We start from the raw sequence: 15,952 nt of genomic DNA, 5'->3' as shown, positions 1-15,952 counted from the left end.
TCTCCCCTTTGATCTTTTGATAGTAGGGCCTAGAGCCAGCCAGCCAGGATGCCGACGCCGCCCAGGGCTGCGAGGCCACCGGCGAGGCGGGTGATCCCAGCGGCATGGCGACCGGCGAGCCGGGTCAGGCCCAGCGTGCCGGCGATGCCAGCCAGGTGCAGCAGGCCCGTGGCAACGAGGAAACCGGCGGCATATTCCAGCGCCGCAGCCGATGCCGGCATTTCGGCGCCATGGGCGTGGCCGTGGAACAGGGCGAAGACGCCCACAAGCGCCATGGCGGCGGTCTGGGGCAGGGGGCGACGCAGCGTGGCGGCCGCGCCGATGGCAATGCTGGAGAAGGCGATGCCCGTCTCGACCAGCGGCATGCCTGTGCCGGCAATGCCCACGCCGAAGCCGACCACCATCATGGCCAGAAAGCTCAGCGGCACCGCCCAGAGCGCGCGCCCGCCCATGGCCGCGGCGAGAATGCCGACCGCCACCATGGCCAGCAGATGGTCCAGCCCGCCCAGCGGATGGGCCAGGCCGTGCGAAAAGCCCATCACATGGTCAAGACCAGGGTGGGCGAATGCCATTGTGGGGGTGAGCAGCACCAGGGCCAGCGAGAGAACGAAACGCATCAGCTTCCTTCCGGGACCGGTCGATCCCTGAGTGAATAAATGTCGGCGCCCGCCGCGGATTCCCAAACTCGCCCCGTCTTTATTGGACGATGCCGGGAATTTGTAAATCCATGTCGCGACATGGCTTGTGTGAATGGGTGGCGGAGCCCGCCCGATGGTCGTATGCACACCCATTGCCGACCCAACTGACAGGTAACCGTGATGTTATTGATCATTCTGCTCGTTCTTGCCCTAGTCTTTGTCCAGGCCCTTCTCCCGGGCAAATTTCTGACCGACCAGGTTGGCCCGCAGGCCCAGATGGGGCCGCGCGACGACCTGCCGCCGCCCACGCCCATTCTGGCCCGCTCGCGCCGCGCGCTGGCCAATCTGCACGAGACCCTGCCGATCTTTCTGACGCTGGCTGTGCTGTCGATCGTGCTGGGCGAGCAGGGTTGGCTGTCGCTGATCGGCGCTGCGCTCTACCTCGTGGGGCGCGTCGTGCATGTGGTGTGCTATCTACGGGCCTTGTCGCCCTGGCGCTCGCTGGCCTTTTCGGTGGCCGTGCTGGGCATGTTGGCACTCGCCGCGCCGCTTGTTCCCCATATCTTTGCCTAGGCGTCGCAAGGCTCTTGCGAAACGGTCATTTTGCCATTAGACACGGCCTCGCCTGAAGGGGTTTAGCTCAGTTGGTAGAGCATCGGTCTCCAAAACCGAGGGTCGTGGGTTCGAGTCCCCCAGCCCCTGCCAGGCACAAATCATGTGACATGGATGGATCGTTTGGCGCAGCTGTGTGGCTGCGCTGAGAGACGCGTCTGCGTGGCGAGGCCTGCGTGGGACGGGAAAGCGCGTGACCGGGCGGCGGTCGGGCCATGCTACTCCGCTGCGACAGCCAGCTTGGTGGTGTGGCGGATCTTGAGCTTGTTGAGCTGATGGGCCGCGTGGGCCAACAGCGCGGTGCGCACTTCGGCTGTCGAGACGGTGCCGACGTCGGCCTTTACCTTGAGGTCCAGGTGGTAGTTCGTCACATTGCCGAGGAAGGTTTCCTCGATGTGCACGCGCACCAGCCCGGTAATCCGGCCGGCAATGGCACGGTGCGGTCCGAAATGGCGGATTTCGCAGCTTTTCACGACAAAGTCGGATGCGGACGCAGTCATGGCACGCCCCCTGCAGCCATTATGTTCCCTGGTAATGTCTATAAAATCCAATGCATCGGGCGAATCAAGTGTGATTCGTGTGGTTCTCCCACTGTCGTTAACGTCCGGTGGAGCCGCGCCAGCGCGCGGTCACTGGAAAGCCGGTGATGCCGGGGGCAGATTCTTGGGCGGACGTGTTGCATTTGGCCCGGAGTTTCTCTAGATAGCCACATTCGAGCCGTGCGGGAATCCTGCGCGGCCTTTGGTATTGCGCCAAAAAATACGAAGAGTAGATCTGCCAATGGCCCGTACAAACCCGATCACTTTTCTGCAGCAAGTGCGGCAGGAAGTTTCCAAGGTCACCTGGCCGGGCCGGAACGAAGTCCTGATCTCAACGATCATGGTCATCGTGCTGGTCACTGCGGCAAGCCTGTTCTTCCTGGCTGCAGACCAGATCATTTCCTGGCTGGTCGGGCTGATGCTGTCGATCCGCTAGTCGGGTTCTTGAATACATCTCTTTCTAGGAGCGGCGGCGCCTAATGGCCATGCGGTGGTATATCGTTCAAGCTTACTCGAACTTCGAGCGCAAGGTGGCGGAAGACATCCGTCAAAAGGTTGCGCAGAAGAAGCTCGAGCATCTGTTTGAAGACGTGATCGTTCCGACCGAAAAGGTCGTCGAGATCCGCCGTGGCCGCAAGGTCGACGCTGAACGCAAGTTCTTTCCCGGCTATGTGCTGGTCAAGATGGACATGACCGACGAGGCGTTCCACCTGATCAAGAATACGCCCAAGGTCACCGGTTTCCTCGGCTCGGACAACAAGCCGATGCCGATCTCGGAAAAGGAAGCCATGTCGATCCTGCAGCAGGTGCAGGACGGCGTCGAGCATCCCAAGCCGTCGGTGTCGTTCGAAGTGGGCGAGAATGTCCGCGTGTCCGACGGTCCCTTCGCCAGCTTCAATGGCGTGGTGGAAGAAGTCGACGAAGAGCGCGCCCGCCTCAAGGTGGAAGTGTCGATCTTTGGTCGTCCCACCCCGGTGGAGCTGGAATACGGTCAGGTCGAAAAGGTCTGACCCCGGGCGCCTTTTCGGGCGCCAACACCAATTCTGGCTTGCGCCAGATCGCTGTCGGCTATATCCGGCGGCACGCCGTCGGTTCGCTGGCGGCAAAATCTGTGGAAGAGGGCGGCTGCTGCCAGGCAGCCGGATACACCTCGGACCACAGCGTCAAACGGTCCGCGTGACAGCGGACGAACACAGATAGGACGATTATGGCAAAGAAAATCGTTGGCTACGTAAAGCTGCAGGTGCCCGCCGGCTCCGCGACGCCGTCCCCGCCGATCGGGCCGGCTCTCGGTCAGCGCGGCCTGAACATCATGGAATTCTGCAAGGCCTTCAATGCGGCCACGCAGGAAATGGAAAAGGGTTCGCCCATTCCGGTCGTGATCACCGCCTATGCCGACAAGAGCTTCACCTTCGAGATGAAGCAGCCGCCGGTCACCTACTTCATCAAGAAGGCCGTCAACCTGAAGTCGGGCAGCAAGCTGCCGGGCAAGGAATCGGCTGGTACGATCACCGTGGCTCAGCTGCGCGACATCGCCCAGAAGAAGATGAAGGATCTCAACGCTGACTCCGTCGACGCTGCTGTGTCGATGATTGCCGGCTCTGCCCGTTCCATGGGCATTCAGGTCGAGGGTTGATAGATGGCACACGTTGGTAAGAAGATCGCCAAGGCCCGCGAGGGCATCGACCGCAACAAGCTGTACAAGCTTGATGAGGCCGTGAAGATGGTCAAGGCACGCGCCTCGGCCAAGTTCGACGAGACCGTCGAGATCGCCATCAACCTGGGCGTTGACCCCCGTCACGCCGACCAGATGGTCCGTGGCGTTGTCACCCTGCCCAATGGTACCGGCAAGACCGTTCGCGTCGCCGTGTTCGCCAAGGATGCCAAGGCTGACGAAGCCAAGGCTGCCGGTGCCGACATCGTTGGCGCCGAAGACCTGATGGAACAGATCATGGCCGGCAAGATCGATTTCGATCGCTGCATTGCCACCCCCGACATGATGCCGCTGGTCGGTCGTCTGGGTAAGATCCTGGGCCCGCGCAACCTGATGCCGAACCCCAAGGTTGGCACGGTTACCCCCGACGTTGCCGGCGCCGTCAAGGCTGCCAAGGGCGGCGCCGTGGAATACCGCGTCGAAAAGGCCGGTATCCTGCACGCTGGTGTTGGCAAGGTGTCCTTCTCCGAGGAAGCCCTGCTGCAGAACATCAAGGCGTTCACCGACGCCGTGCAGCGTTCCAAGCCCGCTGGCGCCAAGGGTACCTATGTCAAGCGCGTTGCCGTGTCCTCGACCATGGGCCCGGGCGTGCATGTGGAGCCGGCTTCGGCTCTCTAAAAAGAATTTCGGGCGGCTTCGGCCGCCCGGATAGCTCCCCGCAAGGGGAGTTAAGTCCTGTCCGAGACTGCAGGTGCCAACCAATTCGGGTTGGCTTAAAATCGCAAGATGCCAGCATAGATGGGGTGACAACCAGGAATTTCCGGCCCGCAAGGGCAGGGGTGCTCCTGGTTCGAACCAGGCCAGTTGCCCTTTGGGCAGCACGGTTGACAGGCATGTAACCGTTGCTCCTCTCCTCCATCGCTGGAGACCAGGGGGCAGCAATTGGCAACGGCCCGACAGACTTTCGTCGGGCTCAATGTGGAGACTAGCAGTGCAAAGAGCGGAAAAGCGTGAGCTTGTCGCATCGCTTCAGTCAGCCCTGTCGGGTGCTGGATCGATCGTCCTCGCGCAGAATGCCGGTCTGACCGTCGCCAACCTTGAATCGCTTCGCCGCGAAATCAAGGCCGCTGGTGGCCAGGTCAAGGTCGCGAAGAACCGTCTTGCCAAGCTTGCTCTTAAAGAAACCGACAATGCGGACATGTCGGCCCTCCTGACCGGGCCGATCGTCATCGCTTATGCGGCCGATCCCATGACTGCGCCCAAGATTGCGGCGAAGTTTGCTGAAAAGAACGCGAAGTACGTCGTTCTTGGTGGCGCCATGGGCAAGACCGCTCTTGACGCGAACAACGTCAAGGCGCTGGCGACCATGCCCTCGCTGGATGAACTGCGCGCCACGCTGGCCGGGATGCTCAAGCAGCCCGCAACGCGTATCGCTTCGGTCATCGTGGCACCTGCAGGCGGCATTGCCCGCGTGCTGGCCGCCCATTCGGAAAAGAGCAACGAAGCAGCGTAACCCCCATCGGTCCCCTCAAGGGACCATCTGGTTTGAACTGAACACCTAAAAAGAGAGATTTATCAAATGGCTGATCTCGCCAAGATCGTAGACGACCTGTCTGCCCTGACCGTTCTGGAAGCTTCCGAGCTGTCCAAGATGCTCGAAGAGAAGTGGGGCGTTTCCGCCGCCGCTCCGGTTGCCGTTGCTGCTGCCGGCGGTGGCGCTGCTGCCCCCGCTGCTGAAGAAAAGACCGAATTTGACGTGATCCTCGCCTCCTTCGGCGACAACAAGATCAACGTCATCAAGGAAGTCCGTGGCATCACCGGCCTGGGCCTGGGCGAAGCCAAGGCTCTGGTTGAAGCTGCTCCCAAGGCTATCAAGGAAGGTGTCAACAAGGCTGAAGCCGAAGACATCAAGAAGAAGCTGGAAGCTGCTGGCGCCAAGGTCGAATTCAAGTAATTTCGACTTCTGCCTTGAAATTTGCGAGATGGCGCTTTATGTGCCATCTCGCATTCTCGTTTTGCGGGACATGATTCGCCGGACCGATTGGATGGGTCCCTGGCGCCAATTTGCGGAATATATGACGAATTTGATGTCTGAGGCACGCTGACGTCCACGTTGCCCTGTGGTTGCTGACCATGGGGTGTTTTGGCGTTTCGTGCTTTTCCTGTCCTTGGCTGGGGCAGGGCCCAGGCATCACCAGCCCAACCTAGTGCCTATCAAGGGCAAATATCCCGAGACCCGACGGCTGATAGTCGGATTTTTGGATATCTGCCTCCGAGACAATCGCAAGAAACAGGAGCTTTCATGGCTACCACGTTCAACGGCCGCCGCAAGGTACGCAAGTCCTTCGGGTCCATTCGCGAAGTCACGGAGATGCCCAATCTGATCGAGGTCCAGAAGGCCTCCTATGATCAGTTTCTTCTCGTGGATGAGCCCAAGGGTGGCCGTCCCGACGAAGGGCTTCAGTCCGTGTTCCGTTCGGTCTTTCCGATCACCGACTTTTCGAACACCGCCTCTCTCGAATTTGTGAAGTACGAATTCGAGCAGCCCAAGTACGACATCGATGAGTGCCGTGCGCGCGACATCACGTTCGCTGCCCCGCTCAAGGTGACGCTGCGCCTGATCGTGTTCGAGGTGGACGAAGAGACCGGCGCCCGTTCGGTCAAGGACATCAAGGAGCAGGACGTCTACATGGGCGACATGCCCTTCATGACGAGCAACGGCACCTTCATCGTCAATGGCACCGAGCGCGTCATTGTTTCCCAGATGCACCGTTCGCCGGGCGTGTTCTTCGATCACGACAAGGGCAAGACCCATTCCTCGGGCAAGCTGCTGTTTGCCGGCCGTATCATTCCCTACCGCGGCTCGTGGCTCGATATCGAATTCGACGCCAAGGACGTGGTGTTTGCGCGTATCGACCGTCGCCGCAAGATCCCCGTGACCAGCCTGCTCAAGGCGCTGGGCATGGATACCGAAGAAATCCTGGCCACCTATTACAACACGGTGACCTATTCGAAGACGTCGACCGGCTGGCAGAAGCCCTACGACGCCGAGAAGATGAAGAATGCCAAGCCGAGCCATGACCTGATCGACGCCAAGACTGGCGACGTCGTGCATGAAGCCGGCAAGAAGCTCTCGGCCCGCCAGGCCAAGAAGCTGGCCGAAAACGGCCTGACGCACCTGCTGGCGGTCAATGAAGACCTCTATGGCATGTATGTCGCCGAAGACCTGATCAACCTCAAGACCGGCGAGGTCTATATGGAGGCAGGTGACGAGCTCGACGAGAAGACGCTGACCAAGATGATCGATCTTGGCTTCGACGAGCTGCCGATCCTGGACATCGATCACGTCACCATCGGCGCCTATATCCGCAACACGCTGGCGATCGACAAGAACGAATCCCGTGAAGATGCCCTGTTCGACATCTATCGCGTGATGCGTCCGGGCGAGCCGCCGACCGTGGACACCGCCGAAGCCATGTTCCAGTCGCTGTTCTTCGACAGCGAGCGCTATGACCTGAGCGCGGTTGGCCGCGTGAAGATGAACATGCGCCTCGAGCTCGACGCTCCCGACACCATGCGCACCCTGCGCAAGGAAGACATCGTGGAAGTCGTGCGCACGCTGGTGGACCTGCGTGACGGCCGCGGCGAGATCGACGACATCGACAACCTCGGCAACCGTCGCGTTCGCTCCGTGGGCGAACTGATGGAGAATTCGTACCGCCTTGGCCTGCTCCGCATGGAGCGCGCGATCAAGGAGCGTATGAGCTCGGTCGAAATCGACACCGTCATGCCGCAGGACCTGATCAACGCCAAGCCGGCTGCCGCCGCTGTGCGCGAGTTCTTTGGCTCGAGCCAGCTCAGCCAGTTCATGGACCAGACCAATCCGCTCTCGGAAATCACCCACAAGCGTCGCCTGTCGGCGCTTGGGCCGGGCGGTCTCACCCGTGAGCGTGCGGGCTTTGAAGTCCGTGACGTGCATCCGACCCACTATGGCCGCATCTGCCCGATCGAGACGCCGGAAGGCCCGAATATCGGTCTGATCAACTCGCTGTCGACCTTTGCGCGCGTCAACAAGTACGGTTTCATCGAGACCCCTTACCGCAAGATCGTCAATGGCAAGCTGACCGACGATGTCGTCTATCTGTCGGCCATGGAAGAAGCCAAGCACTACGTTGCCCAGGCGAACGTGAAGTTCACCAAGGATGGCGAGCTGGCCGATGACCTGGTCGTGGCCCGCCATGCCGGCGACAACGGCCTGACGCCCAAGGAAAACGTCGATCTGATGGACGTTTCCCCCAAGCAGATGGTGTCGGTGGCCGCTTCGCTGATCCCGTTCCTGGAAAACGACGACGCCAACCGCGCCCTGATGGGTTCGAACATGCAGCGTCAGGCTGTGCCGCTGCTGCGCGCCCATGCGCCCTTCGTGGGCACGGGCATGGAAGCCGTGGTGGCCCGTGACTCCGGCGCCGCCATCGTGGCCAAGCGCAAGGGCATCGTGGACCAGGTGGACGCGACGCGTATCGTTATCCGGGCAACCGAGGAAACCGATGCGTCCAAGTCGGGCGTGGACATCTACAACCTGATGAAGTTCCAGCGGTCGAACCAGTCGACCTGCATCAACCAGCGTCCGCTGGTTGTGGTGGGCGATCACGTCAACCAGGGCGACATCATTGCCGATGGTCCCTCGACCGAGCTGGGCGATCTGGCCCTGGGCCGCAACGTGCTCGTCGCGTTCATGCCCTGGAACGGCTACAACTTCGAAGACTCCATTCTGCTGAGCGAAAAGATCGCCATGCAGGACGTCTTCACCTCGATCCATATCGAGGAATATGAAGTGATGGCCCGCGATACAAAGCTCGGTCCTGAGGAAATTACGCGCGACATTCCGAACGTGTCGGAAGAAGCGCTGAAGAACCTGGACGAAGCCGGCATCGTGCACATCGGCGCCGAAGTCGCCCCGGGCGACATCCTGGTCGGCAAGATCACCCCCAAGGGTGAATCGCCGATGACGCCGGAAGAAAAGCTCCTCCGCGCCATCTTCGGCGAGAAGGCCTCTGACGTTCGTGACACCTCCCTGCGCGTGCCGCCGGGCGATGCTGGTACTGTCGTTGAAGTGCGCGTGTTCAACCGCCACGGCATCGACAAGGACGAGCGCGCCATGGCCATCGAGCGCGAGGAAATCGAGCGTCTCGCCAAGGACCGTGACGACGAACAGTCGATCCTGGACCGCAACGTCTATGCGCGTCTGAAGGAAATGCTGTTCGGGAAGGCGGCGACGGCTGGCCCGAAGGGCTATGTGGTCGGCACCAAGCTCAATGACCAGATGTTCGAGGCTCAGCCCCGGTCGAAGTGGTGGCAGTTTGCCGTCGACGACGACAAGGTGATGAGCGAGATGGAAGCCCTTCATGCCCAGTATGAAGAGAGCCGCCGTCTGCTCGAGAAGCGCTTCATCGACAAGGTCGACAAGCTGCAGCGCGGTGACGAACTGCCGCCGGGCGTGATGAAGATGGTCAAGGTCTTCATCGCCACCAAGCGCAAGATCCAGCCGGGCGACAAGATGGCCGGCCGTCACGGCAACAAGGGCGTGGTGTCGCGCATCGTGCCCGTGGAAGACATGCCGTATCTGGAAGATGGTACGTCGGTCGACATCGTGCTGAACCCGCTGGGCGTGCCCTCGCGCATGAACGTGGGCCAGATCCTCGAGACGCACCTGGGCTGGGCTTGCGCCGGCATGGGCAAGAAGATCGACGAGATGGTCCGTGCCTACCAGCGCAATGGCGATCTGAAGCCCCTGCGCCTGGAAATCCAGGACCTGTTTGCTGGTGATGAAGCTATCACCGACCTCGACGACGACGGCCTTGTGCGTCTGGGCGAGCACCTGTCCAAGGGTGTCTCGATCGCGACGCCGGTGTTCGACGGCGCCAAGGAAGCCGACATCGTGGTGATGCTGGAGCGGGCAGGGCTGAAGGCCTCGGGTCAGTCGACGGTGTTCGACGGCCGTACGGGTGAGCAGTTCGATCGTCAGGTGACCGTGGGCTATATCTATATGCTCAAGCTCGACCACCTGGTGGACAACAAGATCCACGCCCGTTCGATCGGTCCGTACTCCCTGGTCACCCAGCAGCCGCTGGGCGGCAAGGCCCAGTTCGGCGGTCAGCGCTTCGGCGAGATGGAAGTGTGGGCTCTGGAAGCCTATGGCGCGGCTTATACGCTCCAGGAAATGCTCACCATCAAGTCGGACGACGTTGCCGGCCGTACCAAGGTTTACGAAGCCATCGTTCGCGGCGACGACACGTTCGAAGCGGGTATCCCCGAGAGCTTCAACGTTCTGGTCAAGGAAATCCGCTCGCTCGGTCTCAATGTCGAACTCGACATGCGCGACCTGGGCGACGGCACCGATCAGGCCGAAGCGGAGCTCGCACCTCCTCAGGAAGCGGCGGAATAATCCGGCACTTCCTACCCCCATTCACTTCCTGAGGGAGCGGGCCTGGTGGCCCCTCCCGAGGGAAAGAGGAGAGAATTGATGAATCATCATTCCCACGTCATGGACCCGTTCAACCCGGCCGTTCCGGTGCAGACCTTCGACCAGATGAAGATCTCCATCGCGAGCCCGGAAAAGATCCTTTCCTGGTCCTATGGCGAGATCAAGAAGCCGGAAACCATCAACTATCGTACGTTCAAGCCCGAACGCGATGGCCTGTTCTGCGCGCGCATCTTTGGCCCTGTGAAGGACTATGAGTGCCTGTGCGGCAAGTACAAGCGCATGAAGTTCAAGGGCGTGATCTGCGAGAAGTGCGGCGTTGAAGTCACGCTCAGCCGCGTTCGCCGTGAGCGCATGGGCCATATCGAGCTGGCCGCTCCGGTTGCGCACATCTGGTTCCTGAAGTCGCTGCCGTCCCGCATCGCGCTGCTGCTCGACATGACCCTGAAGGACATCGAGCGCATCCTGTATTTCGAGAACTACGTCGTTCTCGATCCCGGCCTGACCCCGTTCACCCAGCATGAGCTGCTGAACGAAGAGCAGTATCTGGATGCCCAGGACGAATATGGTGCCGACAGCTTCACCGCCAAGATCGGCGCCGAAGCCATTCGCGACATCCTGCTCGCCCTTGACCTGGAGAAGATCGCGGCCGACCTGCGCGTGGAAATCGCCGAGTCGACCACCGAGCTGAAGCCCAAGAAGCTGGCCAAGCGCCTCAAGATCGTCGAGCAGTTCATCGTGTCGGGCAACAAGCCCGAGTGGATGATCATGACGGTGATCCCGGTCATTCCGCCCGAGCTGCGCCCGCTGGTGCCGCTGGATGGTGGCCGTTTCGCCACGTCGGACCTGAACGATCTCTATCGCCGCGTCATCAACCGCAACAACCGCTTGAAGCGCCTGATCGAGCTGCGTGCGCCTGACATCATCATCCGCAACGAAAAGCGCATGCTGCAGGAAGCTGTGGACGCGCTGTTCGACAACGGCCGCCGTGGCCGCACCATCACCGGTGCCAACAAGCGTCCGCTGAAGTCGCTGTCCGACATGCTCAAGGGCAAGCAGGGCCGCTTCCGTCAGAACCTGCTCGGCAAGCGCGTGGACTATTCGGGCCGTTCGGTGATCACCGTGGGTCCGAACCTGAAGCTGCACCAGTGCGGTCTGCCCAAGAAGATGGCGCTTGAGCTGTTCAAGCCCTTCATCTACTCGCGCCTCGAGGCCAAGGGCTTCAGCTCGACGGTCAAGCAGGCCAAGAAGCTGGTCGAGAAGGAAAAGCCCGAGGTCTGGGATATCCTGGACGAGGTCATCCGCGAGCACCCGGTTCTGCTGAACCGCGCGCCCACGCTGCACCGTCTGGGCATCCAGGCCTTCGAGCCCATGCTGATCGAAGGCAAGGCCATCCGTCTGCACCCGCTCGTCTGCTCGGCCTTCAATGCCGACTTCGACGGCGACCAGATGGCCGTGCACGTCCCGCTGTCGCTCGAAGCGCAGCTGGAAGCGCGCGTGCTGATGATGTCGACCAACAACATCCTGCACCCTGCCAACGGCCAGCCGATCATCGTGCCGAGCCAGGACATCGTGCTGGGCCTGTACTACCTCTCGCTCATGAATGAGAACGAGCCGGGTCAGGGCATGGCGTTCGGCTCCTATGCCGAGCTCGAGCATGCGCTCGACAACAAGATCGTCACGCTGCACACCAAGATCAAAGGCCGTGTCACGGCCTTCGACGCGGACGGCAAGGAAACCACCGAGATCGTGGAGACCACGCCTGGTCGCATGCTGATCGGCCAGATCCTGCCCAAGCATCCGGCTGTGCCGTTCGCGACGGCCAACCAGCTGATGACCAAGAAGATGATCTCCAAGATGATCGACACGGTTTATCGTGGCTGCGGTCAGAAGGAGACCGTGATCTTCTGTGACCGCGTCATGCAGCTTGGCTTCAAGAACGCCTGCGACGCTGGCATCTCGTTCGGCAAGGACGACATGGTGATCCCGGCGTCCAAGTACACCATCGTGGACGCCGCCCGGAAGCAGGTCGAAGAGTTCGAGCAGCAGTACAACGACGGCCTGATCACTCAGGGCGAGAAGTACAACAAGGTGGTCGACGCCTGGGCCAAGTGCGGTGACAAGGTCGCCGAAGAGATGATGGACGCTATCCGTACCGTCCAGATCGACCAGGAGACGGGTCGTCAGAAGCCGATCAACTCGGTTTACATGATGAGCCACTCCGGCGCCCGTGGTTCACCGGCCCAGATGAAGCAGCTGGCCGGCATGCGCGGCCTGATGGCCCGTCCGGACGGCTCGATCATCGAGACCCCGATCACGGCTAACTTCAAGGAAGGCCTGAACGTGCTGGAGTACTTCAACTCCACCCACGGTGCCCGCAAGGGTCTGGCCGACACCGCTCTGAAGACGGCAAACTCGGGTTACCTGACCCGTCGTCTGGTGGACGTGGCGCAGGACGCGATCATCGTGTCCACCGACTGCGGCACCGAGCGCGGCCTGACCATGGAACCGATCGTTGATGCCGGCCAGGTTGTGGCCTCCATCGGCCAGCGCGTTCTGGGTCGTACGGCTGCCGACGACATCTTCCATCCCCTGACCGGCGACCTGATCGCCGCCAAGGGCACGATGCTGGAAGAAAAGCATGTCGAGATCATCGAAGAGGCCCGGATCCAGTCGATCCGTATCCGCTCCCCGCTGACCTGCGACATGCGCCAGGGCACCTGCGCGGCCTGCTATGGCCGTGACCTTGCTCGCGGTACCCCCGTGAACATGGGTGAAGCTGTGGGCGTTATCGCCGCACAGTCGATCGGTGAACCCGGTACGCAGCTGACCATGCGCACGTTCCACATCGGTGGCACGGCACAGGTGGTTGACTCCTCGTTCCTGGAGTCGGGCGCAGAAGGCACCATCGCCATCCGCAACCCGAACGTGGTCAAGGTCGAGGGCGGCAAGCTCGTCGTCATGGCCCGTAACGTCTCGCTCGCTATCCTGGATGCCGAGGGCAAGGAACGCGCCACCCACAAGGTGACCTATGGTTCCAAGCTCCTGGTCAAGGAAGGTGACGCGGTTCGCCGTGGTCAGCGCCTGGCCGAATGGGACCCCTACACCCGTCCGGTTCTGGCCGAGGTCGAGGGCGAGGTCGTGTTCGAGGATCTGGTGGACGGCGCTTCGGTTGCCGAAAACACCGACGAGGCGACCGGCTTCACCAAGCGCGTTGTCATCGACTGGCGCACCAACCAGCGTGGCGAGGGCCTCAAGCCCGCGATCGCCATCGCTCGTGGCGGTGCCGTGCAGAAGGTGGAACGTGGTGGCGATGCCCGTTACCTGCTCTCGGTTGACGCCGTTATCGCGGTCGAGCCCGGCGAGAAGGTCTCGCCCGGTGACGTGCTGGCGCGTATTCCGCTGGAAAGCGCCAAGACCAAGGACATCACGGGCGGTCTGCCGCGCGTGGCGGAACTGTTCGAAGCCCGTCGTCCCAAGGATCACGCCATCATCGCCGAGATCGATGGCACCATCCGCTTTGGCCGCGACTACAAGAACAAGCGTCGCGTCATCATCGAGCCGCATGATGAGGGTGCCGAGCCTGTCGAATATCTGATCCCCAAGGGCAAGCCGTTCCACCTTCAGGAAGGCGATGCCATTGAAAAGGGTGAATATATCCTGGACGGCAACCCGGCGCCGCATGACATCCTGGCCATCAAGGGCGTGGAAGAGCTTGCTCGTTACCTCGTCAATGAAATCCAGGAGGTCTATCGTCTGCAGGGCGTGCTGATCAACGACAAGCACATCGAGGTGATCGTTCGCCAGATGCTGCAGAAGGTCGAGATCGTCGATCCCGGTGAGTCCGGCCTGCTCAAGGACGAGCAGCTCGACAAGCTGGACTTTGACGAGCTCAACGACGCCCTGGTCGCTGACGGCAAGAAGCCGGCGACGGCCAACCCGGTTCTGCTGGGCATCACCAAGGCGTCGCTGCAGACCCGCTCGTTCGTTTCGGCGGCTTCCTTCCAGGAAACCACCCGCGTGCTCACCGAGGCTGCAGTGTCCGGCAAGGCCGACCTGCTCGAAGGCCTCAAGGAGAACGTGATCGTGGGTCGTCTGATCCCGGCCGGTACCGGCGCAGGCATCTCGTCGGCCAAGCTCATCGCCTCCAAGCGCGATGACCTGATCCTGGACGAGCGTCGCCGCCAGGCCAACACGGTGCAGATCCCGGCGCCCGCCGCCGAGTAAGCATCGACACAAGATTGATCGAGGGAAGGGGGCCGCAAGGTCCCCTTTCTTTTTGCCCCTTGGTTTTGCTGATTGTCTTGCGGATGCGGCGTGGCAGACTGGCGCCGTGGAGGAGGTCGCCGCATGCCCAGCTTTGAGACGCAGATCGCCCAGATGGGCAACAATACCGGCATCGAAGTGCCGCCGGCGGTGATCGAAGCCTTGGGTGGCGACAAGAAACCGGCCGTTGTCATAACGATCGGCAGCTTTACCTATCGCAGTACCGTGGGCGTAATGGGCGGCAAATTCCTCATTCCGCTCAGTGCCGAGCGCCGGCAGGCGTCCGGACTCAAGGGCGGTGATGCCGTTACGGTGCAGCTCGAGCGCGACGAAACGCCCCGTGAAGTGGTTGTTCCAGAGGATCTGGCCGCGAAGCTGGCTGAAAATCCGGCAGCGCAGGCGGCATTTTCAAGCCTCAGCTACAGCCAGCAGCTACGCCATGTGCTCTCTGTCACCGATGCCAGGACAGAAGAGACGCGTCAGCGACGGATCGAAAAGGTGCTCTCGACGATGGTCGGGTCGGCGGGGTAGAGCAGGGGCAGGGCTACCGCCTCAAGCATGGCCAAGACAGCATCGTGAACTGATGGCAAGCCTGTGCATGGCAGCCGCACGGTTTTTTCACGAAAGAATCCTTGACGCAAAAGAGAGTCGGCACTAAACAGCCCCTACCTAAGCGGTCGGTCGTGATTGTCACACCGGGTACCTGCCATCTTGTGCGGGCATCCAGGACACTCAAACACACTGTCGGGTAACTAGACGAAGCAAATCCTTGTGCGCATGACTGCTCCTTTTGGGGTGGTCCGCTGCAATTAAGGCGCCGCCGTTCCCCTTGAGGGGGTCGGATGAGCGCCGTTTTGGTTTGGTTTGTTTAGACCGCAATGAATTTTGGACGATGGAAAGAGCGAAATGCCCACCATTAATCAGCTGATCCGCAAACCACGCGCCAGCAAGCCAAAGCGGAACAAGGTTCCGGCAATGGAAGCAAACCCGCAGAAGCGCGGCGTTTGTTCTCGTGTGTATACGACCACCCCGAAGAAGCCGAACTCGGCGCTGCGTAAGGTTGCCAAGGTCCGCCTCACCAATTCGCGTGAAGTGATCTCGTATATTCCGGGCGAAGGCCACAACCTGCAGGAACACTCCGTGGTCCTGATCCGTGGCGGCCGCGTTCGCGACCTTCCGGGCGTTCGCTACCACGTGCTCCGCGGTGTCCTCGACACGCAGAGCGTCAAGGATCGCAAGCAGCGCCGGTCCAAGTACGGCGCGAAGCGTCCGAAGTAAGGAGATAGATCTATGTCCCGTCGCCACCGCGCAGAAAAGCGTGACGTTATTCCGGACGCAAAGTTCGGCGATCTCGTCCTTACCAAGTTCATGAATTCCCTCATGAAGGACGGCAAGAAGTCGGCTGCCGAAAGCATCGTTTACGGTGCCTTCGACATCGTCGAAGCCAAGTCCAAGCAGGACCCGATCACGGTGTTCCACACTGCCCTGGACAATATCCGTCCTTCCGTCGAAGTGCGTTCGCGCCGCGTTGGCGGTGCCACGTACCAGGTTCCGGTTGAAGTCCGTGCCGATCGTCAGCAGGCCCTGGCCATTCGCTGGCTGATCGAATCCGCCCGCAAGCGCGGTGAGAACACCATGCGTGAACGCCTCTCCGGCGAGCTCATGGATGCCCTCAATGGCCGCGGTCAGGCCGTCAAGAAGCGCGAAGATACGCACCGTATGGCTGACGCCAACCGTGCCTTCTCGCACTACCGCTGGTAGT

General features: G+C 61.2%; 14 protein-coding genes and 1 tRNA gene. 13 read left to right on the top strand and 2 right to left on the bottom strand.

Annotated elements, in window-relative coordinates; all coding sequences use genetic code 11:
* Nucleotides 1-29 precede the first annotated feature (29 nt).
* Complete coding sequence (locus K1177_RS07485; RefSeq protein WP_224702661.1) at nt 30-617, bottom strand: HupE/UreJ family protein; 588 nt, start codon at nt 615-617, stop codon at nt 30-32.
* Between the two features lie 201 nt (nt 618-818).
* On the opposite strand from K1177_RS07485, the gene K1177_RS07480 reads away from it, so the two are divergent.
* On the top strand, nt 819-1,211 hold the full coding sequence (locus tag K1177_RS07480; protein WP_224702660.1) for an MAPEG family protein: 393 nt from the start codon (nt 819-821) through the stop codon (nt 1,209-1,211).
* Nucleotides 1,212-1,267: 56 nt separating this feature from the next.
* A tRNA-Trp gene (locus tag K1177_RS07475) sits at nt 1,268-1,343 on the top strand.
* 125 nt (nt 1,344-1,468) lie between these two features.
* Here the strand turns inward: K1177_RS07475 and K1177_RS07470 are convergent.
* Nucleotides 1,469-1,750: a hypothetical protein gene (locus tag K1177_RS07470; RefSeq protein ID WP_224702659.1), complete on the bottom strand. Its 282-nt coding sequence runs from the start codon at nt 1,748-1,750 to the stop codon at nt 1,469-1,471.
* Between the two features lie 280 nt (nt 1,751-2,030).
* Here K1177_RS07470 and secE point away from each other — a divergent pair, with 280 nt between their 5' ends.
* From secE to rpsG, 11 genes are all read left to right on the top strand, one after another.
* A complete protein-coding gene (secE, locus tag K1177_RS07465) occupies nt 2,031-2,225 on the top strand; it encodes a preprotein translocase subunit SecE (RefSeq protein ID WP_224702658.1) in 195 nt (64 codons plus the stop codon).
* 43 nt (nt 2,226-2,268) lie between these two features.
* Nucleotides 2,269-2,799 (top strand): transcription termination/antitermination protein NusG, encoded by a 531-nt coding sequence (gene nusG, locus K1177_RS07460; protein ID WP_224702657.1) that lies wholly within the window; start codon nt 2,269-2,271, stop codon nt 2,797-2,799.
* A gap of 197 nt (nt 2,800-2,996) precedes the next feature.
* Nucleotides 2,997-3,425, top strand: a complete 429-nt coding sequence (gene rplK, locus K1177_RS07455; RefSeq protein WP_224702656.1) for a 50S ribosomal protein L11 — start codon at nt 2,997-2,999, stop codon at nt 3,423-3,425.
* A 3-nt stretch (nt 3,426-3,428) separates the two neighbouring features.
* A complete protein-coding gene (gene rplA / locus K1177_RS07450; RefSeq protein ID WP_224702655.1) occupies nt 3,429-4,121 on the top strand; it encodes a 50S ribosomal protein L1 in 693 nt (230 codons plus the stop codon).
* Between the two features lie 313 nt (nt 4,122-4,434).
* Nucleotides 4,435-4,956: a 50S ribosomal protein L10 gene (gene rplJ / locus K1177_RS07445; protein ID WP_224702654.1), complete on the top strand. Its 522-nt coding sequence runs from the start codon at nt 4,435-4,437 to the stop codon at nt 4,954-4,956.
* 66 nt (nt 4,957-5,022) lie between these two features.
* Nucleotides 5,023-5,397, top strand: a complete 375-nt coding sequence (gene rplL / locus K1177_RS07440; RefSeq protein ID WP_224702653.1) for a 50S ribosomal protein L7/L12 — start codon at nt 5,023-5,025, stop codon at nt 5,395-5,397.
* Nucleotides 5,398-5,745: 348 nt separating this feature from the next.
* Nucleotides 5,746-9,888, top strand: coding sequence for a DNA-directed RNA polymerase subunit beta (gene rpoB, locus K1177_RS07435; protein WP_224702652.1), 4,143 nt, complete (start codon nt 5,746-5,748; stop codon nt 9,886-9,888).
* A 78-nt stretch (nt 9,889-9,966) separates the two neighbouring features.
* Nucleotides 9,967-14,151 carry a DNA-directed RNA polymerase subunit beta' gene (gene rpoC / locus K1177_RS07430; protein WP_224702651.1) on the top strand — a complete coding sequence of 1,395 codons (4,185 nt, stop codon included), beginning with the start codon at nt 9,967-9,969 and terminating at the stop codon, nt 14,149-14,151.
* Between the two features lie 123 nt (nt 14,152-14,274).
* Entirely contained in the window at nt 14,275-14,721 is a 447-nt protein-coding gene (locus K1177_RS07425) for a YdeI/OmpD-associated family protein (RefSeq protein WP_224702650.1), read from the top strand.
* 375 nt (nt 14,722-15,096) lie between these two features.
* A complete protein-coding gene (rpsL, locus tag K1177_RS07420; RefSeq protein ID WP_046136734.1) occupies nt 15,097-15,468 on the top strand; it encodes a 30S ribosomal protein S12 in 372 nt (123 codons plus the stop codon).
* A 12-nt stretch (nt 15,469-15,480) separates the two neighbouring features.
* A complete protein-coding gene (gene rpsG, locus K1177_RS07415; RefSeq protein ID WP_137152199.1) occupies nt 15,481-15,951 on the top strand; it encodes a 30S ribosomal protein S7 in 471 nt (156 codons plus the stop codon).
* Nucleotide 15,952: the final 1 nt, after the last annotated feature.

Source organism: Devosia aquimaris, assembly GCF_020169335.1.
In the GTDB taxonomy this organism is placed as follows: domain Bacteria; phylum Pseudomonadota; class Alphaproteobacteria; order Rhizobiales; family Devosiaceae; genus Devosia; species Devosia aquimaris.
Note: the sequence above shows the minus strand (reverse complement) of the source record. Positions and strands in the feature narration are given on the sequence as shown.

What these genes read in the sequence shown, in the direction of transcription:
- K1177_RS07485 (WP_224702661.1), bottom strand. Translation starts at nt 617, where the DNA reads ATGCGTTTCGTTCTCTCGCTGGCCCTGGTGCTGCTCACCCCCACAATG.
- K1177_RS07480 (WP_224702660.1), top strand. Translation starts at nt 819, where the DNA reads ATGTTATTGATCATTCTGCTCGTTCTTGCCCTAGTCTTTGTCCAGGCC.
- K1177_RS07470 (WP_224702659.1), bottom strand. Translation starts at nt 1,750, where the DNA reads ATGACTGCGTCCGCATCCGACTTTGTCGTGAAAAGCTGCGAAATCCGC.
- secE (WP_224702658.1), top strand. Translation starts at nt 2,031, where the DNA reads ATGGCCCGTACAAACCCGATCACTTTTCTGCAGCAAGTGCGGCAGGAA.
- nusG (WP_224702657.1), top strand. Translation starts at nt 2,269, where the DNA reads ATGGCCATGCGGTGGTATATCGTTCAAGCTTACTCGAACTTCGAGCGC.
- rplK (WP_224702656.1), top strand. Translation starts at nt 2,997, where the DNA reads ATGGCAAAGAAAATCGTTGGCTACGTAAAGCTGCAGGTGCCCGCCGGC.
- rplA (WP_224702655.1), top strand. Translation starts at nt 3,429, where the DNA reads ATGGCACACGTTGGTAAGAAGATCGCCAAGGCCCGCGAGGGCATCGAC.
- rplL (WP_224702653.1), top strand. Translation starts at nt 5,023, where the DNA reads ATGGCTGATCTCGCCAAGATCGTAGACGACCTGTCTGCCCTGACCGTT.
- rpoB (WP_224702652.1), top strand. Translation starts at nt 5,746, where the DNA reads ATGGCTACCACGTTCAACGGCCGCCGCAAGGTACGCAAGTCCTTCGGG.
- rpoC (WP_224702651.1), top strand. Translation starts at nt 9,967, where the DNA reads ATGAATCATCATTCCCACGTCATGGACCCGTTCAACCCGGCCGTTCCG.
- K1177_RS07425 (WP_224702650.1), top strand. Translation starts at nt 14,275, where the DNA reads ATGCCCAGCTTTGAGACGCAGATCGCCCAGATGGGCAACAATACCGGC.
- rpsL (WP_046136734.1), top strand. Translation starts at nt 15,097, where the DNA reads ATGCCCACCATTAATCAGCTGATCCGCAAACCACGCGCCAGCAAGCCA.
- rpsG (WP_137152199.1), top strand. Translation starts at nt 15,481, where the DNA reads ATGTCCCGTCGCCACCGCGCAGAAAAGCGTGACGTTATTCCGGACGCA.